The 23,101-nt window shown below is 64.5% G+C and carries 24 protein-coding genes; 14 read left to right on the plus strand and 10 right to left on the minus strand.

The features are described 5' to 3' along the window. Positions 1–126: 126 nt before the first annotated feature. Entirely contained in the window at positions 127–1,233 is a 1,107-nt protein-coding gene (gene ftsY, locus RBR52_RS06970) for a signal recognition particle-docking protein FtsY (protein WP_320376476.1), read from the minus strand. Positions 1,234–1,297: 64 nt separating this feature from the next. Here ftsY and rsmD point away from each other — a divergent pair, with 64 nt between their 5' ends. From rsmD to RBR52_RS06985, 3 genes are read left to right on the plus strand one after another with little or no spacing between them, the layout of a single operon-like run. After that, entirely contained in the window at positions 1,298–1,945 is a 648-nt protein-coding gene (rsmD, locus tag RBR52_RS06975; RefSeq protein ID WP_320376477.1) for a 16S rRNA (guanine(966)-N(2))-methyltransferase RsmD, read from the plus strand. A 34-nt stretch (positions 1,946–1,979) separates the two neighbouring features. Further along, entirely contained in the window at positions 1,980–2,477 is a 498-nt protein-coding gene (coaD, locus tag RBR52_RS06980) for a pantetheine-phosphate adenylyltransferase (RefSeq protein WP_320376478.1), read from the plus strand. A 9-nt stretch (positions 2,478–2,486) separates the two neighbouring features. Further along, complete coding sequence (locus RBR52_RS06985; RefSeq protein ID WP_320376479.1) at positions 2,487–2,759, plus strand: YfhL family 4Fe-4S dicluster ferredoxin; 273 nt, start codon at positions 2,487–2,489, stop codon at positions 2,757–2,759. Positions 2,760–2,769: 10 nt separating this feature from the next. Here the strand turns inward: RBR52_RS06985 and RBR52_RS06990 are convergent, their stop codons facing one another. From RBR52_RS06990 to RBR52_RS07015, 6 genes are all read right to left on the minus strand, one after another. Continuing rightward, positions 2,770–3,216 carry a hypothetical protein gene (locus tag RBR52_RS06990; RefSeq protein ID WP_320376480.1) on the minus strand — a complete coding sequence of 149 codons (447 nt, stop codon included), beginning with the start codon at positions 3,214–3,216 and terminating at the stop codon, positions 2,770–2,772. A 5-nt stretch (positions 3,217–3,221) separates the two neighbouring features. Continuing rightward, positions 3,222–3,839: an aminoacyl-tRNA hydrolase gene (gene pth, locus RBR52_RS06995; protein WP_320376481.1), complete on the minus strand. Its 618-nt coding sequence runs from the start codon at positions 3,837–3,839 to the stop codon at positions 3,222–3,224. A gap of 24 nt (positions 3,840–3,863) precedes the next feature. Continuing rightward, on the minus strand, positions 3,864–4,907 hold the full coding sequence (locus RBR52_RS07000) for an NAD(P)H-dependent glycerol-3-phosphate dehydrogenase (RefSeq protein WP_320376482.1): 1,044 nt from the start codon (positions 4,905–4,907) through the stop codon (positions 3,864–3,866). A 15-nt stretch (positions 4,908–4,922) separates the two neighbouring features. After that, positions 4,923–5,417: a protein-export chaperone SecB gene (gene secB / locus RBR52_RS07005; RefSeq protein WP_320376483.1), complete on the minus strand. Its 495-nt coding sequence runs from the start codon at positions 5,415–5,417 to the stop codon at positions 4,923–4,925. 99 nt (positions 5,418–5,516) lie between these two features. Then, on the minus strand, positions 5,517–5,780 hold the full coding sequence (grxC, locus tag RBR52_RS07010) for a glutaredoxin 3 (protein WP_320376484.1): 264 nt from the start codon (positions 5,778–5,780) through the stop codon (positions 5,517–5,519). A 7-nt stretch (positions 5,781–5,787) separates the two neighbouring features. Then, the gene (locus RBR52_RS07015; protein ID WP_320376485.1) at positions 5,788–6,198 is read right to left on the minus strand and encodes a rhodanese-like domain-containing protein; all 411 of its coding nucleotides are present in this window, start codon (positions 6,196–6,198) and stop codon (positions 5,788–5,790) included. A gap of 177 nt (positions 6,199–6,375) precedes the next feature. Between RBR52_RS07015 and gpmA the strand changes: the two genes are divergently transcribed. From gpmA to RBR52_RS07030, 3 genes are all read left to right on the plus strand, one after another. Continuing rightward, positions 6,376–7,083, plus strand: a complete 708-nt coding sequence (gpmA, locus tag RBR52_RS07020; RefSeq protein ID WP_320376486.1) for a 2,3-diphosphoglycerate-dependent phosphoglycerate mutase — start codon at positions 6,376–6,378, stop codon at positions 7,081–7,083. Positions 7,084–7,255: 172 nt separating this feature from the next. Continuing rightward, positions 7,256–8,758, plus strand: a complete 1,503-nt coding sequence (locus tag RBR52_RS07025; protein ID WP_320376487.1) for a S41 family peptidase — start codon at positions 7,256–7,258, stop codon at positions 8,756–8,758. A gap of 38 nt (positions 8,759–8,796) precedes the next feature. Continuing rightward, positions 8,797–9,573, plus strand: a complete 777-nt coding sequence (locus tag RBR52_RS07030; RefSeq protein WP_320376488.1) for a molybdopterin-synthase adenylyltransferase MoeB — start codon at positions 8,797–8,799, stop codon at positions 9,571–9,573. Between the two features lie 12 nt (positions 9,574–9,585). On the opposite strand, the gene RBR52_RS07035 is transcribed toward RBR52_RS07030, so the two are convergent. Continuing rightward, complete coding sequence (locus tag RBR52_RS07035; protein ID WP_413818301.1) at positions 9,586–10,566, minus strand: LysR family transcriptional regulator; 981 nt, start codon at positions 10,564–10,566, stop codon at positions 9,586–9,588. Positions 10,567–10,669: 103 nt separating this feature from the next. On the opposite strand from RBR52_RS07035, the gene RBR52_RS07040 reads away from it, so the two are divergent. Beyond that, complete coding sequence (locus RBR52_RS07040) at positions 10,670–12,190, plus strand: CoA-acylating methylmalonate-semialdehyde dehydrogenase (RefSeq protein WP_320376490.1); 1,521 nt, start codon at positions 10,670–10,672, stop codon at positions 12,188–12,190. 69 nt (positions 12,191–12,259) lie between these two features. Here the strand turns inward: RBR52_RS07040 and RBR52_RS07045 are convergent, their stop codons facing one another. After that, positions 12,260–13,162, minus strand: coding sequence for a D-hexose-6-phosphate mutarotase (locus RBR52_RS07045; protein WP_320376491.1), 903 nt, complete (start codon positions 13,160–13,162; stop codon positions 12,260–12,262). Positions 13,163–13,529: 367 nt separating this feature from the next. Here RBR52_RS07045 and RBR52_RS07050 point away from each other — a divergent pair, with 367 nt between their 5' ends. From RBR52_RS07050 to RBR52_RS07065, 4 genes are read left to right on the plus strand one after another with little or no spacing between them, the layout of a single operon-like run. Further along, entirely contained in the window at positions 13,530–14,762 is a 1,233-nt protein-coding gene (locus tag RBR52_RS07050; protein ID WP_320376492.1) for a cation:proton antiporter, read from the plus strand. Then, positions 14,759–15,895 (plus strand): YbdK family carboxylate-amine ligase, encoded by a 1,137-nt coding sequence (locus tag RBR52_RS07055; protein ID WP_320376493.1) that lies wholly within the window; start codon positions 14,759–14,761, stop codon positions 15,893–15,895. Before RBR52_RS07050 ends, RBR52_RS07055 begins: the two co-directional genes overlap by 4 nt. A gap of 22 nt (positions 15,896–15,917) precedes the next feature. Beyond that, a complete protein-coding gene (locus tag RBR52_RS07060) occupies positions 15,918–16,904 on the plus strand; it encodes a glycosyltransferase (protein ID WP_320376494.1) in 987 nt (328 codons plus the stop codon). Next, positions 16,901–18,004 carry a glycosyltransferase family 4 protein gene (locus tag RBR52_RS07065; RefSeq protein ID WP_320376495.1) on the plus strand — a complete coding sequence of 368 codons (1,104 nt, stop codon included), beginning with the start codon at positions 16,901–16,903 and terminating at the stop codon, positions 18,002–18,004. Before RBR52_RS07060 ends, RBR52_RS07065 begins: the two co-directional genes overlap by 4 nt. Here RBR52_RS07065 and RBR52_RS07070 read toward each other — a convergent pair. Next, positions 17,971–19,707, minus strand: coding sequence for an ATP-binding cassette domain-containing protein (locus RBR52_RS07070; protein ID WP_320376496.1), 1,737 nt, complete (start codon positions 19,705–19,707; stop codon positions 17,971–17,973). The genes RBR52_RS07065 and RBR52_RS07070 overlap by 34 nt on opposite strands. Positions 19,708–19,931: 224 nt before the next feature. Between RBR52_RS07070 and RBR52_RS07075 the strand changes: the two genes are divergently transcribed. The 3 genes from RBR52_RS07075 to RBR52_RS07085 are packed head-to-tail and all read left to right on the plus strand — an operon-like array spanning position 19,932 to position 22,974. Further along, complete coding sequence (locus RBR52_RS07075; protein WP_320376497.1) at positions 19,932–21,278, plus strand: O-antigen ligase family protein; 1,347 nt, start codon at positions 19,932–19,934, stop codon at positions 21,276–21,278. After that, positions 21,263–22,198, plus strand: a complete 936-nt coding sequence (locus RBR52_RS07080) for a glycosyltransferase family 2 protein (RefSeq protein WP_320376498.1) — start codon at positions 21,263–21,265, stop codon at positions 22,196–22,198. The genes RBR52_RS07075 and RBR52_RS07080 overlap by 16 nt, the downstream gene beginning before the upstream one ends. Continuing rightward, positions 22,198–22,974 carry a glycosyltransferase family 2 protein gene (locus RBR52_RS07085; protein ID WP_320376512.1) on the plus strand — a complete coding sequence of 259 codons (777 nt, stop codon included), beginning with the start codon at positions 22,198–22,200 and terminating at the stop codon, positions 22,972–22,974. The genes RBR52_RS07080 and RBR52_RS07085 overlap by 1 nt, the downstream gene beginning before the upstream one ends. Positions 22,975–23,101: the final 127 nt, after the last annotated feature.

The following is a 23,101-nucleotide window of genomic DNA, read 5'->3' on the forward strand; positions in this document are numbered from 1 at the left end:
CAGTCGGTACAGGTCGGTACGGTTCGCCGGCTTGGCCATCCGGCCGATGCCGGGGATTGCGCTGACGCGAAGGCGCGGCGGCAGCCAAGTAGCCTGGGCGATGCGAATCCTGCTTCGCAGGCGCTGTCATTCCCCGACCAGCGCCTTGGCGAACGCCCCCGCGTCGAAGGTCTGCAGATCGTCCAACCCTTCGCCGACGCCGATGAAATACACCGGCACCGGGCGCTCGCGGGCGATGGCCGCGATCACGCCGCCCTTGGCGCTGCCGTCGAGCTTGGTGATGACCAGGCCGGTCAGTCCCAGCGCATCGTCGAAGGCGCGCACCTGCGCCAGCGCGTTCTGGCCGTTGTTGGCGTCGATCACCAGCAGGATTTCGTGCGGCGCGCCGTCCATCGCCTTGGCGACGACGCGCTTGACCTTTTTCAGCTCTTCCATCAGGTGAAGCTGCGTCGGCAGGCGGCCGGCGGTGTCGACGATGACCACGTCGATGCCGCGCGCGCGCCCTGCGGTCACCGCGTCGAACGCCACCGCCGCCGGGTCGCCGCCTTCCTGCGAAATGACTTGCACCTGGTTGCGCTGCCCCCAGGCGACGAGCTGCTCGCGCGCCGCGGCGCGGAAGGTGTCGCCCGCGGCGAGCAGCACCTTTTCGCCGGCGCGCAGCAGGTGCTGGGTGAGCTTGCCGATGGTGGTGGTCTTGCCCGCGCCGTTGACGCCCACCATCATCAGCACGGTCGGCGTCTGGCGGCCGATGTCCAGCGGCTTCTGCAAGGGTGCAAGCAGATCGGCCAGCGCATCGGCGAGCAGCGTGCGCACCTGGGCGGGCGTTTCGGCGCGGGCCGATTTCACCCGTTTGCGCAAATCGGCCAGCAGTGCGGTGGTGGCCGGCATGCCGGCGTCGGCCATGATGAGGGCCGATTCGAGTTCCTCGTACAGCGCTTCGTCGATCTTGCTGCCGCCGAACAGCCCGGTGAGTCCGGCGCCGGTCTTGCGCAGGCCGCAGCGCAGGCGGCTGAACCAGCCGGACGCGGGCTGCTCTTCGGCGACGAGCACGACGTCCTGCGACGTTTCGTCCTGAGCCACAGGCGCGGCGGCGGTCTCCACGGTCGGCGCAGCCTCTATGGATGCGTCCGGTTGCCTTGCGGCAGGCGCGGTGATCGCCTCTGGCGCAGCCTCGGCCGGTCTCTCGGGCGCGGCAGTTTCTGGAGTGGATTTGCGTTTGAAAAAGCGGAACATGGGCGGACTATCGAGGAAATGAACCAAGGAGGATGCGCGGCAGACTCCTACAATTTACCTGTCCATGAAGTCCCAGTCTCCAGGCCATCGCGCCACAAGCCCATCCGCCCGCCCCCGCCGCGCGCACGGCGGTGAAGTCCGCATCATCGGCGGGCTGTTCAAGCGCAGCAAACTGGCCGTGCCCGATCTGCCGGGACTGCGCCCCACCCCGGACCGGGTGCGCGAGACCGTGTTCAACTGGCTCGGGCAGACGCTCGCCGGTCTGCGCGTGCTCGATCTCTACGCGGGCAGCGGCGCGCTCGGGCTGGAGGCGGCCTCGCGCGGCGCGGCCTCGGTGCTGCTGATCGAACAGCATCCGCGCGGCGCGGCCGCCATCACCGCTGCGGCGCAGCGCCTGGGCGCCACGCAGGTGCAGGTGCGCGCGGCCGATGCGCTCGCGGCCACGCACGGCCTGGAACGCGCCGGTGAACGCTTCGACGTGGTGTTCATCGACCCGCCCTATGCCAGCGCGCAACAGCTCGCCGCGCTGCGTGCGGTGCACCCCGTCCTCGCGCCGCAAGGCCTGGTCTATGTGGAAACCGATGCGGCCGAGCTGTTCGACGCACTCCAGGCCGAGGGCTGGGATACCTGGCGGCGCGGGCGGGCCGGTCAGGTGCATTTCGCTTTGCTGCAGCGCAACACCGCGGCAGCACATTCAGCGCAAAACCCCTAAACTGCGCCTTCCGTTCCACGCACTCCCCGTTGTCATGCTGCTTGCGATCTACCCCGGCACCTTCGATCCGCTCACGCGCGGCCATGAAGATCTGGTGCGCCGCGCCAGCAAGTTGTGCGACCGGCTGGTGGTCGCCATCGCGGCCGGTCACCACAAGAACGCCATGTTCACCCTGGACGAACGGCTGGACATCGCCCGCGAGGTGCTCTCGCCCTATGCCAACGTCGAGGTCAGCGGCTTCACCGGGCTGCTGCGCGATTTCGTCGTGGCCCGCGGCGCGCTGGTGGTGGTGCGCGGGCTGCGGGCGGTCAGCGACTTTGAGTACGAATTCCAGATGGCGGGCATGAACCGCCAGCTCATGCCCGACGTCGAGACCCTGTTCCTCACCCCGGCGGATCAGTACCAGTTCATTTCCGGGACGTTCGTGCGGGAAATCGCCATGCTCGGTGGCGATGTGAGCAAATTCGTGGTCCCCTTGGTCATCGAGCGGCTGCAGGCCAAGCTGGCGCAGCATGGTACTGCCGCAAACTGACAACGCATCATGGCCCTTTGGATCACCGACGACTGCATCAACTGCGATGTATGCGAGCCCGAATGCCCGAACGAGGCGATTCACATGGGCGCCGAAATCTATGAGATCGATCCCGACCGCTGCACCGAATGCGTGGGCCATTTCGACACGCCGCAGTGCGTGCAGGTCTGCCCGGTGAACTGCATTCCCGTGCGCCCCGACCGGGTGGAAAGCCGGGAACAATTGATGGAAAAGTATCGCCTGCTGATGGCTGCCAAAGCGCCGGTCACCTCGGTGACCTGATAGCCCGTCCTCAAGGCTGGGCGCCGTTGGGCGGCGCAACGACCACGCGACGCTGCCGGGTCTTTTGAAGGCGTTTGTTGTTGCGCACCGTGTGCGCTTTTTCAGCCGCTTTCCGCGTTTTCCTGGCCTCGCGCCGCTGCAGGGCGAGCAAACGCTGCTGTTCGCGCAGGGCCGATGCCGCCCTCTGGCGTTCTTCTGCCGCCTGCACTGCGCGCTCTCGCTCCCGGGCATCGAGCAGCGCGTTCAGCCGTTGCTGCTGTTGCTGCGCCTGCTCACGCTGCTCAACAGTGCGGCTGTCCTGCGCCGGAATGGTCTGGCCCGATGCGCAAGGCTGGTGCGAATAGGCATTGCCGCAGCGCCAGACGGGTGCGACTGGGCTCTCGGCGGTTTGCGCCCCGGCAGAAACGGCGCCCAAGGCCAACAACGCCGCCACGCCGAACCGTGCCAGATCGCGCATGGCTTTCAACCTTTCGCTGACGGCGCAGGCGCGGCCTTCCTGCCGCCTTCCCGGTTGCCGCGATGAAGCTGCATCATCGCCGCCTCGAACTCGCCCTTGAGCAACAGCGGCAGCACCGCCTGCGATTGCTCCATAGCCTGCTCGATCAGATTCAGCTCGGACTGCGGCGGCTTGCCCAGCACGAAGCCGATCACCGCCGCGCGGTCGCCCGGATGACCGATGCCCAGGCGCAGGCGCCAGAAGTTGGGCGTGCCCAGATGATTGATGAGGTCGCGCAGGCCGTTGTGCCCGGCATGACCCCCGCCCAGCTTGAGCTTGGCCTGGCCCGGCGGCAGATCGAGTTCGTCATGCGCCACCAGAATGTGCTCGGGCGCGATCTTGTAGAAGCGGGCAAAGGCGCCGACCGACTGTCCGGAGCGGTTCATGTAAGTGCTGGGCTCGAGCAGCCACAGTTCGCGGCCGTGCAGGCGCACACGCGCGACATCACCAAAGAAGCCGCGCTCGGGCCTGAGGCTGACGCCTGCGGCGCTGGCGATCTGATCGACGAACCAGAAACCGGCGTTGTGCCGATCCAGGGCATGTTCCGGCCCGGGATTGCCCAGGCCGACCAGAAGTTCGATCATGCGCAGTCCATGAAAACAAACGGCTCATTCGCCGCGCGGCTGGCGCTGCAGCAGGCCGCTGAGCGCCGCTTGCGGTGTGAGTTTGCCATCGAGCAGGCGGCTCACTGCCTCGGTGATCGGCATGGCGACGCGGTGGGCGCGCGCCAGTTGCAGCGCGGTCTTCGCCGTGTGCACGCCCTCGGCCACATGGCCCAGCGTGGCGACGATATGGTCAAGCCGCTGCCCCTGCGCCAGCGCCAGGCCGACACGACGATTGCGCGACAGGTCACCGGTAGCGGTGAGCACCAGATCGCCCAGGCCGCTCAGACCCATGAAGGTATCGGCCTGCCCGCCCAGCGCCACGCCCAGCCGTGACATCTCGGCCAGCCCCCGGGTGATGAGCGCGGCGCGCGCATTGTGACCCAGCCCCATGCCGTCGCTCACCCCGGTAGCGATGGCCAACACGTTTTTCACCGCGCCACCCACTTCCACGCCGACGACATCGGGCGTGGCGTAGATGCGCATCGCGCCCTGGTGCAGCGCCGCCACGGCCGACTCGCGCAAGGCGCAATCGGTGCTGGCCAGGGCGAGCGCCACAGGCAGGCCGCGGGCGACCTCCAGCGCGAAACTCGGGCCGGACAGCACTCCGGTCGCCGGTGGCGCCTCCATGCCGGCGAACACGGCGTCGATCACCGCGTGCGGCAACAGACCGCTTCCCGGCTCGAAACCCTTGCACAGCCAGACCAGTTGCTGCACGCGCGCGCCCTGCGGCTTGTCGGCGTTGAAAATGCGCACCGCCTGCGCCGTGGCGCGCAAGCCGGAAACCGGCACCGCGACCAGCAGCAAGCCGTGGGAGCCGGCAGCATGGCGCAATGCCGCATCCAGATCGGACGTGACGTCCAGCCCCTGTGGCAAAGGCACATCGGGCAGATAGGCGGCGTTCACCCGCTCAGCCTGCAAGCGCTGCATCTGCGCGGCGTCGCGGCCCCAGAGCAAGACGGACTGATGCGCAGCGATCTGACAGGCGATGCCCGTGCCCCAGGCACCGGCGCCCAGCACGGTCAGCGAGCGAGGCGGTTGCGACGACATCAGACGCTAAAACGATCAGTTCAGACGGTCGGGCATGATGATGGAAGGCGCGTCATTGGCAGCCTGCTGTTGCGACCGCTGCTGCTCGTACATGGCCTGGAAGTTGATTTCGGCCAGATGCACCGGCGGAAAACCCGCGCGGGTGATGGCGTCGGCCAGATTGGCGCGCAGATAGGGATAGACGGTCTGCGGACAGGCGATGCCCAGCAGCATGTCGGCATGCTCCTGCGGGATGTTGCGCAGCTCGAAAATGCCGGCCTGCTTGCCTTCCACCAGAAACAGCACGCGGTCCTGCATGCGCGCTGTGATGGTGGCCGCCACGGTGATCTCGAACAGACCTTCGACGACGGGTTGCGCTTCCACGCTCATCTGCACGTCCACATTGGGCTGCTGCTGCTCCAGCAGGATCTGCGGCGAGTTGGGCTGCTCCAGCGACAGATCCTTCAGATAGCAACGCTGCAGCATGAAAACCGGATCGGCGGACTGCGTGTTCTCGGGGGTGGCGCTCATCAAAACTCTCCATGGAAAAAAGCCCGCAGGATGCGGGCGTCGATTGATTGCGAGCGGATTCTAGGCCTGCCGGATGACAGTTCCTCAGCCGGGCAGGTTTCAGACCGCGTCGCGCAGCAGCGGCATCAGTCCGCCTCGGGCGTCGAGGGCGTAGAGATCGTCGCAGCCACCCACATGCGTGTCGCCGATGAAAATCTGCGGTACCGTGCGCCGGCCGGTGGCCGCCATCATGTGCTGGCGCTGCTCTGGGTCGAGGTCGATGCGGACTTCCTCGATGTCGGCAACGCCGCGCCTGTGCAGCAGCGCCTTGGCGCGAATGCAGTACGGACAGACCGCGGAGGTGTACATGCGAACCTTGTTCATTCGACGATCAGCCTTTCTCGACCGGCAGCCCGGCCTCGCGCCAGGCGCGCATGCCTCCGCTGACAGGCGCGGCATTGACGAAACCCGCCTTGCGCAGTTGCGCCACGGCGCGCTTGGCCCGCACCCCGGAGGCGCACATCACCAGCACCGGCGTGTCCTTGTCCTTGGGCAGATCGCCCAGACGCTTGTCGAGCTGGCCCAGCGGAATGCTCTTGCTGCCCAGGGCATGACCGGCCTGGAATTCAGCAGGCTCGCAGACATCGATCATGACGCCTTTTTCGCGGTTGATCTTGAGCACGGCCTGCGCCGCGCTGACGCCATCCGACGCCGAGGCGCCGCCGTATGAGCTCCACAGCAGCATGCCGCCGGAGGTCAGGGCAATCAGCACGAGCGCCCAGTTTTCGATGAGGAACTGCACTTGCGTTTTCTCCAGTAGAAAAACGAATTCTAAAAAGTCGAATCTGCTTGCGCAGATGTGTGGGTTTGTCCGATCCTGCGCACGGTCTCGATTGCTGCAGTGCAGCGACCTGTCGCAGGTGGACTACCATTACCTTGCACTGCGCATTGTTCCACTCCTTTGCACTTCGGGAACCTCATGTACAAACTCGTCATGCTGCGCCACGGTGAATCCACCTGGAACCAGCAAAACCGCTTTACCGGCTGGACCGATGTCGATCTGACCGAGCAAGGCATCCGCGAAGCCCGCGCCGCGGGGCGTCTGCTCAAGGAACTGGGTTACACCTTCGACCTGACCTACACCTCGGTCCTCAAGCGCGCGATCCGCAGCCTCTGGCTGGTGCTCGACGAACTCGACGCCATGTGGCTGCCGGTGGTGCATACCTGGCGCATCAACGAACGCCACTACGGCGCGCTGCAAGGGCTGAACAAGGCGGAAACGGCCGCCAAGTTCGGCGACGAGCAGGTGCATATCTGGCGCCGCAGCTACGACGTTGCGCCGCCGGCGCTGGACGAGACGCACCGCCTGGAACTGGCCGCCGATCCGCGCTACGGCCGCCTCAAGCCCGAAGAACTGCCGCTGACCGAGTGCCTGAAAGACACCATCGCCCGGGTGCTGCCGTTCTGGCACGAATCGCTGGCGCCTGCCATCAAGGCGGGCAAACGCACCCTGGTGGTCTCGCACGGCAACTCCATGCGCGCCATCATGAAGTACCTCGACGACATCTCGGACGAAGACATCGCCGGGCTGAACATTCCCAACGGCATTCCGCTGGTGTACGAGCTCGACGGCGATCTCAAGCCGCTGCAGCGGTATTACCTTACAGCGACGGGCAGCAAGGTCTGATTGCCGCAGGTTGTTTGCGGCAAATGGCTTGCCGCGGGTCGCTTGCTGCTCATTTTCCCCTCGGCTGCCTATCCCGCGGGCGTCTTGCGGGATGGCAGGGCGCCTGCGCCGTCCCGAGCGCGCAACCCCTATACTGCCCGCTCTTCCTTGCAGACACTCCGCTTGATCCACCATGGCCAGTAAATTTCGAGTCGCAGCCTGGGTTGTCGTTGGCGCCATCACCGGCATCATGGCCACCCTGCAAGTCCAGGCGCTGGCGCGCAACACCGCATCGCCGCTCCCGCTGGAGGAACTGCAACAGTTCGCCGCGGTGTATGGTCTGATCAAGGCGGATTATTTCGAGCCGGTCGAGGGCAAGAAACTGATCGAGAACGCCATCAACGGCATGGTGAACAACCTCGATCCGCACTCGGAATATCTGGACAAGAAAGCGTTCAAGGACTTCAAGGAAAGCACCAGCGGCAAATTCGTCGGCGTGGGCATCGAAATCACCGCCGAGGATGGTCTGGTCAAAGTCGTGTCGCCGATCGAGGGCTCGCCTGCGGCGCGCGCGGGCATTCACGCGGGCGATCTCATCACTCGTATCGATCACACCGCCGTCAAGGGCCTGAGCCTGAGCGACGCGGTCAAGCTCATGCGCGGCAAGCCCGGCACCAAGGTCACGCTCACCGTGCTGCGCAAGGCGGAAAACCGCACCCTCACCTTCACCGTGACGCGCGAATTGATCCAGGTGCAGAGCGTCAAGGGCAGGATGATCGCCCCGGGCTACGGCTGGATCCGCATCACCCAGTTCCAGTCCGACACCTTGAGCAGCTTTGTCCACAAGATCGACGCGCTCTACAAGGAGGACCCGAACATGAAGGGGCTCGTCCTCGATCTGCGCAACGATCCGGGCGGCCTGCTCGAAAGCGCCGTGGGCGTGGCCTCGGTCTTCCTGCCAGATGATGCCGTCATCGTCAGTACCAAGGGCCAGATGCCCGAAGCGAACGCAACGTATCGCAACACCCCGAGCGACTACCTCAGCCGTGCCGGCGACAACCCGCTCGACACCCTGCCTGCGGGCGTGAAGACGGTGAAGCTGGTGGTGCTGATCAACGGCGGCTCGGCCTCGGCTTCCGAGATCGTGACCGGCGCGCTGCAGGACTACAAGCGTGCGGTGGTCATGGGCACGCTGTCCTTCGGCAAGGGCTCGGTGCAGACGGTGCTGCCGCTCGGGCCCGACACCGCGCTCAAGCTCACCACGGCACGCTACTACACCCCCAACGGCCAGTCGATCCAGGGCAAGGGCATCACGCCGAACTATGAAGTCGATCCGCTGGAGAGCGGCGACCCCTACGCCGCGCTGCGCATGCGCGAGATCGACTACAAGAATCAGATCGGCACCGGCAGCGAGGCCGCGGATTCCAGCCGGGTCGAAAACGACGTGCGCAAACAGGAAGAAGCCCGCCGTCTGCTCGAAGCCGAACTCCAGAAAGACCCGAACAAGCTGCCCAAATTGCCCGAATACGGCAGCAAGGAAGATTGGCAGCTCACGCAGGCGATGAATTATCTCGAAGGCAAACCGGTGATCACGGCCAAACACCCAGCCAACACGGCCAAGGCGAAAACCCCGGCCGCATCCGCCGCAGCCAGCGGCCCGAAGACCGACGCCAGCGGCGCCACCAAGAACCCATAGGCACGCACCATCATCCGCTCGGGCGATGGCATCTGGCAATGTCCCTCGACGATCGCCAACTGCTGCGCTATTCGCGGCACATCCTGCTCGATGAAATCGGCATCGAGGGCCAGGAGCGCATCTGCTCTGGCCGCGCCCTCATTCTCGGCGCGGGCGGGCTGGGTTCTCCGGCTGCCCTCTATCTGGCCAGTGCGGGCGTGGGGCGCATCACCCTGGTCGATGACGACACGGTCGACCTGACCAATCTGCAGCGGCAGATCGCCCACACCGAAGCGCGCGTGGGCCAGCTCAAGGTGGAGTCGGCCCGCGAGGCCATGCGGCAGATCAATCCGACGATCGAAGTCGAGGCGATCGCCCGCCGCGCCGACGCCGCGCTGCTCGATGAACTGGTCCCGGCCGCAGACGTTGCCCTGGACTGCAGCGACAACTTCGCCACCCGCCAGACGCTCAACCGCGCCTGCGTCACACACGGCGTGCCGCTGGTCAGCGGCGCGGCCATTCGCTTCGCCGGTCAGGTCAGCGTGTTCGACCCCCGCCCCGACGCGCAGGGCGAACGCGGGCCCTGCTATGCCTGTCTGTTTCCGCCGGATGCGCCGGTCGAAGAAGTGCGCTGCGCCACCATGGGGGTGTTTGCCCCGCTGGTCGGACTGGTCGGCAGTCTGCAGGCGGCTGAAGCGCTGAAAATCCTCAGTCAGACAGGCAAAACCTTGCGCGGCAAGCTGTTACTGATCGACGCGCTGGACACCGATTTCCAGACCATCGGCCTGCAGCGCAACCCGCAGTGCCCGGTTTGCGGCGATGGCCATCGAGACTGAGCGCTGCTGCGTTCAAAACCCCGCCGACAGCGCCTGCCGCAGATGGTCGACGAGCAGTTGCACCGCACGCGGCGTGTTCGGGCTCCAGGGACGGATCGCGTAGATCGCCTGCCCGAAAAACCCCACAGCCCGCCAATCCGGCAGCACCGGTCTCAACGCGGATGAACGTGCGCCCAGTTCGAGGCTGAAGTCCGGCGCCAGGGCAATGCCCAGACCGGCGCGGGCCGCCTCGCGCAGCACTTCGCTGGTGTTGGCGCGCAGCGGCCCCCGCACGGTCACGCGCACGCGCCGGGACTGCGCGTCCTGGGCGCTTGCCGGTTCGAACATCCACACCGCCGCTCCAGGCCGCAAATAGGTCAGACATGCATGCTGCGCCAGTTCCGCAGGATGCTGCGGCGGGCCGTGCCGACGCAGATAGGCGGCACTGGCCACCAGCAGCGAACGCGTGTCGCACAGCTTCCACGCCACATGACTGTCGGGCGGCGCGGCCACGTGACGCACGGCCAGGTCGAAGCCCTCCTGCGACAGATTGCTCAGCCGATCCGTCAACTCCAGCTCGACCCGGATATCGGGATATTGGCGCAGAAAAGTCGACAAGTGCGGCGCCACATGCTGGCGGCCCAGGGCAACGGGTGCGGTCACCCGCACCAGGCCGCGCGGCGTTTGCGCCAGATCGTGCACCTCCCCGACGCTGCGCACGATGTGGGCGAAGGCGGGCGCCGTCTCGTCCACCAGCCGCTGCCCGGCTTCGGTCAGACGCAGGGTGCGCGTGGTTCGCCTCACCAGCGGCACGCCGATGCGGCGCTCCAGCGCAGCGAGCTGCTGGCTCACCGCCGCCTTGGAAACGCCCAGACGCTGCGCGGCAGCGGTCAAGCTGCCCTGTGCGGCAATCGCGCCCAGCCAGTGCACTTGCTGCCAGAGCAAGTCGTCACGCGCGGGAGAAGGGTTCGGCACGGCAATCTCCAGAAGTCCAGCAGAAATCCGACTGTTCATTTTTCGAAACGATGTTGTCAGTTTAGAGCGCTGTTCAAAGGCGATGCCGGCTCCTAGACTTGAGTGACATTTCCATCATGTCCCGTTCACAGGAGACTCTCTCATGGGCGCACCCCACCCGTTCACCAGCACCACTGATGCGGCGCATTTCATCGCAGGCCGCGCGGTTTCGGCCGAAGGCGCTCGCAAGCAAGCCGTGTTCAACCCGGCCACGGGCGCCGTGGCGCGCCAGGTCGAACTGGCCGCTGCGGCGCAGGTCGATGCCGCCGTCGCCGCCGCGCACGCCGCCTTTCCGAAATGGGCCGACCTGCCGCCGCTGCGCCGCGCGCGGGTGATGTTCAGGTTTCTCGACCTGCTCAACCAGCACCGCGACACCCTGGCCGCCATGATCACCGCCGAGCACGGCAAGGTGTTCACCGACGCACAGGGCGAGGTCACGCGCGGCATCGAGATCGTGGAGTTCGCCTGCGGCATGCCGCAACTGCTCAAGGGCGACTACACCGAACAGGTGTCCACCGGCATCGACAACTGGACGATGCGCCAGCCCTTGGGCGTGGTGGCCGGCGTCACCCCGTTCAACTTCCCCTGCATGGTGCCGCTGTGGATGTTCCCGGTGGCCATCGCGGCGGGCAATACCTTCGTGCTCAAGCCCAGCCCGCTCGATCCTTCGCCCAGTCTGTTCATGGCCGAGTTGCTCCAGCAGGCCGGACTGCCAGACGGCGTGTTCAACGTCGTGCAGGGCGACAAGGTGGCCGTGGACGCGCTGCTGGCGAACCCGGACGTCAGGGCCGTCAGCTTTGTCGGCTCGACCCCGGTGGCCCGTCACATTGCGCAGGAAGCCGCGCGCCAGGGCAAGCGCGTGCAGGCGCTGGGCGGCGCCAAGAACCATATGGTGGTGATGCCCGACGCCGACCTCGATCAGGTCGTCGATGCGCTGATCGGCAGCGCCTTCGGCTCGGCGGGCGAACGCTGCATGGCCATTTCGGTCGGCGTGCTGGTGGGCGATGTGGCCGACAAGATCCTCCCACGGCTGGTGGAGCGCACCAAGGCGCTGAAGGTGAAGAACGGCATGGAACTCGACGCCGAGATGGGTCCGATCGTCACGCAAGCAGCACGCGAGCGCATCAGCAGCATGATCGACTCCGGCGTGCAGCAGGGCGCGACACTGCGGGTCGATGGCCGCGCGCAACAGGTGGCCGGGCATGACAAGGGTTTCTGGCTTGGCGGCACCTTGTTCGACCATGTCACCCCGGACATGCGCATCTACCAGGAAGAGATCTTCGGCCCGGTGCTTTCCTGCGTGCGCGTGCCCGACTTCGCCGCCGCGCTCGATCTGGTGAACGCCCACGCCTACGGCAATGGCGTGGCCTGCTTCACTCGCGACGGCCATGTGGCGCGCGAGTTCGGCCGACGCGTCCAGGCGGGCATGGTGGGCATCAATGTGCCGATTCCGGTGCCGATGGCCTGGCATGGCTTCGGCGGCTGGAAATCCAGCCTGTTCGGCGACATGCATGCCTATGGCGAAGAAGGCGTGCGCTTCTACACCAGGCAGAAAAGCATCATGCAGCGCTGGCCGGAAAGCACGCCCAAGGGCGCCGAGTTCGTCATGCCGACGGCGAAGTGAGCAGGTTCGAAGGCGAGCGACCCTCCAGCCGGGCATTGGATGTCCGTGCGCGTTAGAGCACCGCTTCGTTCACAGCGCTTCGGCGCTGTAGCGCACGCTCAGCGTATGCGTGGCGCCGGGCGCCAGGGTCAGCGCATTGTCCGCGGCGTTGGCCGACTCGACGCACAGCATGTTGCGCCAGCCCTGCGCGGTGAAGTCGCCCAGTGCGGCGGCCTTCTGCGCCCACGGCGTCCAGACCACGGTGGAGGCCGACCCCTGCTTGGCAATGCGAATGCGCCGCTGCAGCAGCGGATCGTGGATGATGCATTGCGCCGCCGTGTCCACATACACCCGGTCGGTCTCGGCGGCAAAACGCACCGCGCCTTGCTGCTGCTTGCGGGCGAAGGCCTCGGTCTTGTCGAGGTAGGCGCAGCCATCGAGCCCCAGTAGTTCGACCTCGGCAACGTCGCCCACCTGAAAGTAGGTGTGCAGTGCCTCGCTGAGCGGCAGCGACTGCGCGGTGGCGTTGTGCGTGGTCAATTCCATCTCCAAGACCTCTGACACGCGAACGTGCAGGGAAACCGGCGTGTCATGCGGCCATTGCGCGCGCGTGGTGTCCGACGGCTGCAGTTGCAGCGTGAGGTGGATCGCGCCTTGCGCCGCCCCGCTGTCCACCACCGCCCAGGGCACGGTACGGGCAAAGCCATGCGCCGGAAAACCGCTCTGGCTGGCGTGCGGGCCGAACCAGGGCCAGCACACCGGCACGCCGCCGCGGATCGACTTGCCCGGCAGATAGCGCGCCGCTTCGGACACCCAGACCACCGGCTCGGGTTGCGACCTGGGGCGAAAGCTGGTGAGGTGGGCGCCCTGCAGACAAAGGCTGGCCACGCCTGCGGCATGGTCGATTTCCGCAAAGATCAGCCCGGTCGGATGGGCATGGAACTGCAGTTGGCCGGGGATGGAAAAGCGCTTGAGCGAGTCGAGGTTGTGCATGATCGAATAGGCTGCCGGGGAAAGTGATGAGGCCGGATGGAACGTCAGCTCAAACCCATGAGCCGAATGGATGGGGCGTCAGAAGATGTGAATCGCAACCATACCCGAAGTATTCCAGCAACAGGCCCGTCTGCCCGTCTGCTATGGTTTCTTTCAGAACGTCGGCGCTAGGAGCCTGTCGGACTTGAGGATCGCGGGCTGCAAATGGACGGTGCGGCGCCCTACGGCAGCGGCTTTTTGCCCCATAGCTTCGGCTATGGGGCTCCAAACCCGCCGCCACATGGCATCCACACCGCCCATTTTCGCCTTCCGCGCCCCAAGCCCGACAGGCTCCTCGCCTGCACTCACCCACCAGAGACCTTGCACGATGATCGACAGCTACCTGCCCGCATGGCCCTTGCACCCCGACGGCGTGTTCTGGGTGGGGGCGGCGCTGGTGCTGGCCACGCTCACGGGGGAGTCGGTGTTTCGCTTCCTCAGGTGGCCGCGGCTGGTGGGGTATTCAGCGGCGGGCATGATTCTGGCCGCCGGCGGGGCCGGGCTCAATGTGTATGAGCTGCAGAACAGCGCCCGCGCCATCGTGGACACGGCCCTGGCCGTGTTGTTGTTCGAGATTGGCCACCGCGTCAATCTGCGCTGGCTGCGCGCCAACCCCGCGCTGCTGGGCATGAGCCTGTTTGAGTCGGCGCTGGGCTTTGGCGCGGTGTGGATCCTGCTGGTCTTCCTGGGTTTCACGGCGCTGCAGTCAGCCATCGTGTCGGGCGTGCTCATGGCGACCTCGCCCGCCGTGGTGCTGCGCATCAGCAGCGAATTTCGCAGCAACGGGCAGGTGACCGAGCGCCTGCTGCTGCTCTCGGCGCTCAATACGTTCTATGCGCTCTTGATCTGCAGCCTGCTGCTGGGCATGATGGATGCCGACGGCCCGCAGGGCGCGACTGCCTCGGCGCTGCACCTGTTGTACCTGCTCGGCGGCTCGGTGCTGGCGGCGGCGCTGCTGGCCTGGGCGGTGAACTGGGTGGAGCGGCATTTCGACTTCCGCGACGAAGGCGGCGCGCTGATGCTCGTCGGTCTCATCGTGCTCACCCTGTCGCTCACCCGCATGCTCAACTGGTCGGCCCTGCTCACTCCCTTGCTGGCCGGCGCGCTGCTGCGCTGGCGCAGCCCCCGCCCGCGGTTGTGGCCGCAGCACTTCGGCACGGCAGGCGGTGTGCTCATGGTGCTGCTCTTCCTCATTCTCGGCCTGAGTCTGAATGCGCGCATTCTGCTGGCGGGCGGGGCGGCGGCGGCGCTGGTCATCGTCGTGCGGCTGGCGGCCAAGCTGGCGGCGGTGCTGGCGTTAGGGCGCGTCAGCGGCGCGAGCTGGCGGCAGTCGGTCGCGCTGGGCCTGTCGCTCAACCCAGCCTCGGGTGTGAGCTTCGTGCTCGCGCTGAGTTTCTTGAGCAGCTCGGCCGGAGCAGCGCTGCACCCCATGCTGGCCGTCGCGTTCAGCGCCATCGCCCTGCTGGAGCTACTCGCCCCGCTGCTCACCCGCTGGGCGCTGGGCTATTGTGCAGACATCGCCCCAGACTCCGCCAGTCGCAGCAACGGAGAAGCCGCATGAGTCTGGTGCCATTCACCCAATCAGACGCGCTGAGCATCGGCGTGGAGCTGGAGCTGCAGATCGTCAATCGGCACAACTACGACCTCATGCCCTGCGCGCCCGACCTGCTGCGCCTGCTGCAAGGCCGCAAGCTGCCCGGACTGGTCACGCCGGAAATGACCGAGAGCATGATCGAACTCTCCACCGGCATCTGCACCGGCTATGACGATGCGCTGGCCCAGCTCACCGAGATCCAGGGCGCGCTGGTGGACGCCGCCAACAAGCTCGACGTGGGCCTGGCCGGCGGCGGCACCCACCCGTTCCAGCACTGGGCGCAGCAGCGCATTTTCGACAAGCCGCGCTTTCTCCAGCTCTCGGAGCTGTACGGCTACCTGAGCAAGCAGTTCACCGTGTTCGGCCAGCATGTGCACCTGGGCTGCCCCGACGCCGACACCGCGCTCTACACCCTGCACTGCCTCTCGCGCTTCATTCCGCATTTCATCGCCCTTTCGGCCTCGTCGCCCTATGTGCAGGGCGAAGACACCGGGTTTCACTCCGCGCGGCTGAACTCGGTCTTCGCCTTCCCGCTCTCGGGCCGGGCGCCCTTCGCGCTGAGCTGGGAGGAGTTCGAGCGCTACTTCGACAAAATGACCGCCACCGGCGTGGTCAAGAGCATGAAAGATTTTTATTGGGACATCCGCCCCAAGCCCGAATACGGCACCATCGAAGTGCGCGTGATGGACACCCCGTTGACCATCACCAAGGCGGCGCGCATCGCCGCGCTCGTCCAGACCCTGGGCGCCTACATCCAGCGCGAGCGGCCCTTTGCGCCGCAGGAAGACGACTACCTCGTCTACACCTTCAACCGCTTTCAGGCCTGCCGCTTCGGCTTCGACGGCACTTTCGTCGATCCCGCCACCCGCGAACACCGCACCCTGCGCGAAGATCTCATCCGCACCCTCGTCAAGCTCGAAGGCCACGCCGCAGACTGCAAGTCCGACGTCGCCCTGCGCGAACTCCTCGCCGACGTCAGCGCCCGCGGCAATGATGCCCAGTGGATACGCGAGGTGTTCTCGCGCGAGCATCACCTGCCCGAGGTGGTGCGGCAGCAGGCGGAGCGGTGGATGGCACCGCTTGCGCAGAAAAATGGTTAACGCCGAGCGCCCACTGGTCAGCATGCTATTGGCCTGTTACGGGCAGGCCGATGTCGTCGGAGATGCCGTTCGGGCTGCACTGGCGCAGACCTATTCCCCGATGGAAATCCTCATTTCCGACGACGCCTCGCCAGACGCCACCTTCGAGCGCATCCAGCAAGCCGTGCAGGGCTACCGCGGGCCCCATCACATCACCGTGCGCCGCAACTCGGAAAATCTCGGCATCAGCGCGCATTTTTCGCAGCTCGCGCAATTGGCGCAGGGCGAATTGCTGATCGTGGCGGCTGGCGACGACATCAGCGAGCCGCAACGCGGCGAACGCCTTGTCGCCCATTGGCTGTCGCACGGCAAAAAACCCGATCTCATCGCCAGTGACTTGCTGGACATCGATGCGCAGGGTCAGGTGCACGCAGTGCTGACGCATACCCATCTCGACGACTGGTCTGTAGCCCGCTGGCTGCAGGCGCGACCGTGGCTGGTGGGCGCCTCGCACGCCTGGAGCAAACGACTGTTCGACCGCTTCGGGCCGATGCAGCGCGGCGCCGAGGCGGAAGATCAAATCATGCTGCTGCGCGCGCTTCTGAGCGGCGGCGCGACCACGCTGCACGAGCCTCTGGTGCGCTGGCGGCGCGGCGGCCTGTCGGCAAAGCGCCGCGTCCCCGATCTGGCCACTTTGCGCGCGGCGATGGCTCGCGGCAATCGCGCCACCTTGTCCGCCCTCCAGCAGCATCTGACTGATGCGGCGATCTGCAATCAAAGCGATCTCATCAAAGCCGCCCTGAGGTCGGAACTGGCCCGCGCGCAATACACGGCCGCCATGCTGGACCCCGAGGCGAGCGCAAAAAACGCCTGGCAAACTTTTGTTGGAGCCAGCGATGTCGCACTGGGCCTGCGCCTGCGCCTGCTCGGCTATACCCGCCTGCCCTGGCTGTACGACCCGCTGATCCGCTTGAAAGCGAAATGGAAAATTTCCCGACATCCCGATGCCGCCAACCGCCCTGCGCTATGAACGCCCCGGCAATGGCCATGTCGTGTCGCCTCGCCATCACCGCGCAGGCGCTGGCGCATGGCGGCGGGGCCGAGCGCTACGCCCGCGATGTCACCGCCGGCTTGCTCGATCTGGGTCTTCGCCCATGGATCATCGCCCGGAAAATCGACCCTGATCTGCCCGAAGCCCAGAACGCCCGATGCACTCGCCTGCCCTTGCGCGGGGTGCCCAAGCTGTTGCGCAGCCGCGCCTTCGATGCACTGACCGCTTGGGTTTTACGACGCTCGCCTGTCGACTGCGTATTCGGCATCAACCACACCCTCCATGCCGACGTCGTGGTTTGCGGCGGGACGCATCCGGGCTTTCTGCAGGCAATGGGCAAAACGGCGGGCTGGGCCGATCGCGCCCAGATCGCTCTGGAGCGCCGAACCTATATTCGGGCTCGCGCCATCGTCGCGCACTCGGTGCTCATGCGCGATGAACTGACGCGCTTTTATCCCGGGATTGCCGAAAAAATCAGCGTGCTCTACCCGCCTGTGGACCCCAGGCGATTCACGCCCATGAACGCATCGCAACGCTTGCAGGCCCGCCTGAGACTGGGCCTGCCCACCGACCGGCCCGTGTTTTTGCTTGCCTCCACCGGGCACGCGCGCAAGGGCCTGGGCGAACTGGCGCCCCTGTTCTCACAGACCGATGCCTTCGGCGTGCTGGCCGTGGCCGGCCGGCCGCTGCCGGAAAAAACCCGCAATGTCATCGAACTGGGCTATCGCCCCGACATCGAGGCCGTCTATGCCGCCGCCGATTACACCGTGGTCGCCTCACTTTACGAACCCTTCGGGTTGGTCGCGGTGGAGTCCGTACTGTGCGGCACGCCGGTGGTCATTGCCGACAACGTCGGCAGCGCCGAAGTCATCAGCGAGGAGGCAAAAATCGCCTACGACCGCAACGACGCAGATGCTTTGGCTCAGGCGCTGCAAAGCGCCGCCGGGCGAGCGCGGCAAGGACGGCATCGTTTGATCGAACCGAGCCAATACCTGCGCTACGACCCGGCCGTCTCCACCCACGTCCGCGCCCTGCTGTCCTTGTTTCAGAGGTGCTGCGACGACGTGTCCGCCGTGTGAAACTGCATGTGGTGCAACTGCGCATAGAGCCCGCCTTTTTGCAGCAATTCGTCCTGGGTGCCGAGTTCGACCAGGCGGCCTTCGTCGAGCACGGCGATGCGGTGGCAGTGGGCTATTGTTGCCAGCCGGTGGGCGATGACGATGGTGGTGCGTCCATGCATGAGGCGGTTGATGGCCTGCTGCACCAGACGCTCGCTTTCGGCATCGAGCGCGCTGGTGGCTTCGTCGAGGATGAGCAGCGGCGCGTTGCGGTACAGCGCGCGGGCGATGGAAAGACGCTGGCGTTGCCCGCCCGAGAGCTGCGAGCCATTGTGGCCCACCGGGGCCTGCAGACCGCCCGGCAGGCTGCGCACGAAATCGCCCAAGGCGGCGGCGTCGAGCGCGGCCCAGGCGCGGCCCTCGTCCACCTCGGAGCCGAAGCTGACATTGGCGCCAATGCTGTCGTTGAGCAGCACCACGTCCTGCCCGACGTAGGCGATCTGCTCGCGCAGACTGTGCAGATTCCAGTCGCGCAGCGGCACGCCGTCGAGCAGCAGACGGCCCCGGCTGGGTTCGAGCAGGCGCGGCACGAGGCGCATGAGCGTGGTCTTGCCGGCCCCGGACGGGCCGACGATGGCAAGGCTCTCCCCTGCCTGCACGCGCAGACTGATGCCGTCGAGCACCGGGCGATCCATGGCGCTGAGGGTCACGCCCACGTCGTCGAATTCGAGATCGCCGCGCACGCGCTCGGCGGTGTGCTTGCCGGTGTCATGCTCGCGCGGCGCATCCACGATGCCGCGCAGGCGATCCAGGGAGGTGAGCGCCCGCATCATGGGCTGCACGATGTCGGCCACGCGGCGCAAGGGCGAGAGGGTCATCATCATCGCGGTGATGAAGGCGACAAAACCGCCCACGCTGTGCTGCCCCGAGACATCGCTCTGCCACATGGCAAAGACGATGACCACCGAAACCGCCAGCGCCGACAACCATTGCGACACCGGCGTGGTCATCGAGCCCGATACCAGCGTCTTCACCGTGGTGCGGCGCAAGGCCTGATTGATGCGGTCGAACCGCGCGGCAAAACCGCCCTGCGCGTTGTGCACGCGAATCACCGGCGCCGCCAACATGCCCTCTTCCAGCGCGTAGGAGGTTTCCTCCGCCGCCTTCTGCATCTGCGCATTCAGCCGCTTGGCGCGCCGGCTGATGAGGCGCATGGTGAAAATCAGCGGCAGCAGAATCGCCAAGGTCAACAAGGTCAGACTCCAGTTCACCCACAGCAGGTAGCCGAACAGTGCGATCAAGGTGAAGCTGTCGCGCACCAGGGTCAGCAGGCCCGGAAAGATCATCCCCAGCGCCAGCTGCGCCTCGTACACCGAAGCTCCGATCAGGCTGCTGGCGCTCTCGCGTTGCAGTTGCGCCAGTTGCGCATGCACAATCTGCCCGTAAACCCGTTCGCGCACCCGCGCGAGCACGTTCTGCGTCAGCCACTGTGTGAGAAACTGCGAAGCCAGCCAGGCCAGCCCGCGCACCGAGAACAAGCCCATCAGCACCGCCGGGACGGCCCACAAAGGAAAGTCCCGCTTGGCCGTGAAGCCGACATCGAGCACATGCTTCATCAAGGCAGGCAGCACCGGCTCGGTGGCCGCGACGATGGCGGCGAAAAGCACGATGAGCAGCGCGGCAGGGCGGTTGCGGGGGTTGGCGCGAAAAAGTTCACGCAGCAAACCAACTCCCAAGAGTTCACGCCCCGCTAGCATTTGGCACTCGTTGCTTGAAAAAATTCAATCATGCAGCTCATTCAGGTTTGTTTTGCGCTCAGGCTCACGGACGTTTCGGCTGAGAAGGGCCCCCTCATCGTGCAGCAAATCTTCAAGCCAGGCTATGGATGCTGCGTTCTGGGGAACGCCAAGCGGCGGCCTTCCGTGCAGAGTTCACATGGCGAAGCCTCATGCTAGTGGCTGAGAAGATCCAACGCATTGTCGTTCCTCGATATGCCCCGATGGCCATCGCGGCGCTTTTACTGGCCTATCCCATCTTGACGTTGACCGTAGCCGGCGCAGTCAACAGCATTTTTTTTGTGCTGTTTCTGATGAGTTGCGGTATTTTGCTCCGTCATCTCTGGCCTCAAACCAACCGCTCCATCGAACAAAATTGCTTTGTTGATCCATTGTCAACTGCTGCCGCCTGGATCTATTTCTTGTCCATGGCGGCCCTGCCCGTTGCCGTGTTCTTGAGCCAATGGGCCAATCACCGCTGGGGTTGGCCTTATTATGATGCAGTTTCTCGTTTTCTTCTGGCCGCGCCGATTTTTTTTGCTTTGCGCAAAATTCAACCTCAATATTTAATGACTGTTCAGCCGGGCATGATCCTCGGCGCGCTCGCTGCGTGCGGTTTGGCTATCTGGTTTCCCCATAATTGGGGAGGTGGGGATGGGTTGGATCGTATCGGATCGTCGTTTGTCAATCCGATCCATTTCGGTGATATTGCGTTGACTTTGGGAGTGCTTTCGGCGTTTGGCCTTGGCTGGCGCTGCATGACACGAACAGGCCTGAATATTATAAATTCGATATTTGTCGTACTGGCCTTACTTGCAGGCGCCTACGCATCAATATTATCAGGCTCTCGTGGCGGTTGGATAGCTGTACCTGTTTTTTTGCTGCTGACCTATGGAATTCACCGAACCAGCGTGCGTGGTTGGATTTTATTGGCAGGCGCGCCTGCCGTATTGCTTTTGGCCATTCTGGCCTATGTATCGATACCAGAAATACACCACCGGATTGGCATGATCGCCAACAATCTGCATGCATTTGATCAAGGCAATGAGAACACATCGATTGGCATACGATTCCAATTGTGGCAAGCGGCCTTGGTCATTTTTTCTGAGCATCCGCTTTTTGGGGTTGGCATGGGCGGTTTCAAGGAACTGATGACTCCCATGCAGCAGGCCGGTCAGCTCACACCGCTAGCCGCCGATTTCGGTCGCCAGGAGGTGCACAGTGAAGTGCTTTCCCGCCTCTCACAACTCGGGGTTGTAGGGTTTGCGGCGATCATGGCCGTTTACGTGACACCGGGCTGGCTGTTCTGGCGACGGCTGCATGCGTCACACTCGGCTTCGCGAGCTGCAGCGCGCATGGGTCTGGCCCTGGTTCTGGGCTTTTTCGTCTATGGACTGACAGTCGAAACGTTTGATCTCACCATGACCGCCGCCTTTTATGCCTTGACGACGGCCGTGCTACTGGCAGCCGCTTACCCACAATATTGCATGATTGATCGCCCGCCATGTTCAGCATCCTGATTCCCACCTGGAACAACCTGCCCTACTTGAAGTTGTGCATAGATAGCATTCGCCGGCATTCTGCAGAAAATCACGAAATTCTGGTGCATGTCAACGAGGGATCGGATGGCACCTTGCATTGGTTACGAGAGCAAGGAATACGTCACAGTCATTCTGGCGGAAATATCGGAATCTGTCTGGCCGTGAATCATCTTGCTGCCATGGCGTCTCGGGATTGGCTGCTTTACATGAACGACGATATGGTATGCTGTCCCGGATGGGATATTGCACTGATCGATAGAATAAAGTCATTCGATCATGATAGATTGTTCTTGTCTTCTATTTTGCTGGAACCCATATTGACTCGGAATGATCGGGTCATCGTGCAGGATCATGGCCGCAACCCTGATGATTTTAATGCGGCAGGCCTGTTGCGGCATTACATGGATATTCCACGGGAGAATATGCTCGGCCGCGCCTCGCAACCGACATTGATCGCCAAACGCTGGTGGATCATGGTCGGCGGGTACAGCCTGGAGTTCAGCCCTGGGATGAGCTCGGATGATGATTTGCTCATCAAACTCTGGATCGTTGGATTTCGTCATTTTGAAATCATCGCGGCCAGTCGGCTTTATCACTTCGCCTGCAGCAGCACAGGTCGCGTGCGTAAAAACCGGGGATCGCGTGAATTTGCGCTCAAGTGGGGAATCACCCAGGGTGAATTCATGCGCAACTACCTGTTGAAAGGTCAGGGCGTCGCGGATGAGGCCTTGCTGAATTGCTTTCCCAGGCCAACCATGAGCGGACGATTCAAGCGCGCCATCCACGGTCTGTTGTCGAGCATCCCGCTGGGAGATATTTCAGCGTGGAACGCAAGATCAGGAATGCTGTTCTCGGAGCCTCGCAGCGATGCAGATGTCGATTCGGAGGATGGCCGCTGATGCCCAGCGTTTCCGCCATACTGATCACCAGAAACGAAATTCACAATCTGGCCGATTGCCTGGCTGGACTTTCCTGGTGTAACGAGGTCATCGTGATGGATAGCGGCAGCACGGATGGCTCCGCAGAACTGGCTCGTCAGTTGGGCGCACGCGTGCAGTGCCAAACCGATTGGCCCGGTTTCGGCCCACAGAAAAACCGCGCCCTCGATTTGGCGCAAGGCGAATGGGTGTTGTCGATCGATGCGGATGAGCGCGTGACGCCGGCCTTGGCCGAGGAAATCCAAGCTGCAATCGGGCGCGCCGATGCGCCGGATGCGTTTTCGCTGCCTCGCCTCTCAAGCTATTGCGGACAGTTCATGCGTCATGGCGGCTGGTATCCCGATCGGGTGGTCAGGCTATTTCGCAGAGGCAAGGCGCGATTTTCTGACGACATCGTGCATGAATCCGTGCAGGTACAGGGCCCCGTCGGCCAGTTGCGGCACGACCTGCTGCATATCAGCTATCGCTCGCTCGACGATGTGCTGGAGAAGATGAATCGGTACTCCAGTGCCGGAGCCGAGAAGCTGGCCTCGCGTGGGCGCCGGGCCAGCCTTGCCACGGCGCTGGGCAAGAGTCTGTGGGCGTTCATTCGAACCTACCTCCTGCGGCGCGGTTTTCTCGATGGCCGCCTGGGTTTCGTGTTGGCTTGCAGCGTCGCACAGGAAACCTGGTACCGTTATCTGAAGCTCTGGCTGGCGCAGCGACCCGTGGGCGAGAACAAAAACCATCTTTCCTGATGGACTCTTTCTGTACGGGCGAACCCACGGCACCTTCGGAACCAATCCCCCCTTCAGAACTCAGTCCTGCTGTCGTCAGGTTCTGATTCAATAGTGCATCGCAGCAAGACTTGCGAATTTTTACTCC

This window comes from Thiomonas sp. (genome assembly GCF_034007205.1).
GTDB lineage: Bacteria > Pseudomonadota > Gammaproteobacteria > Burkholderiales > Burkholderiaceae_C > Thiomonas.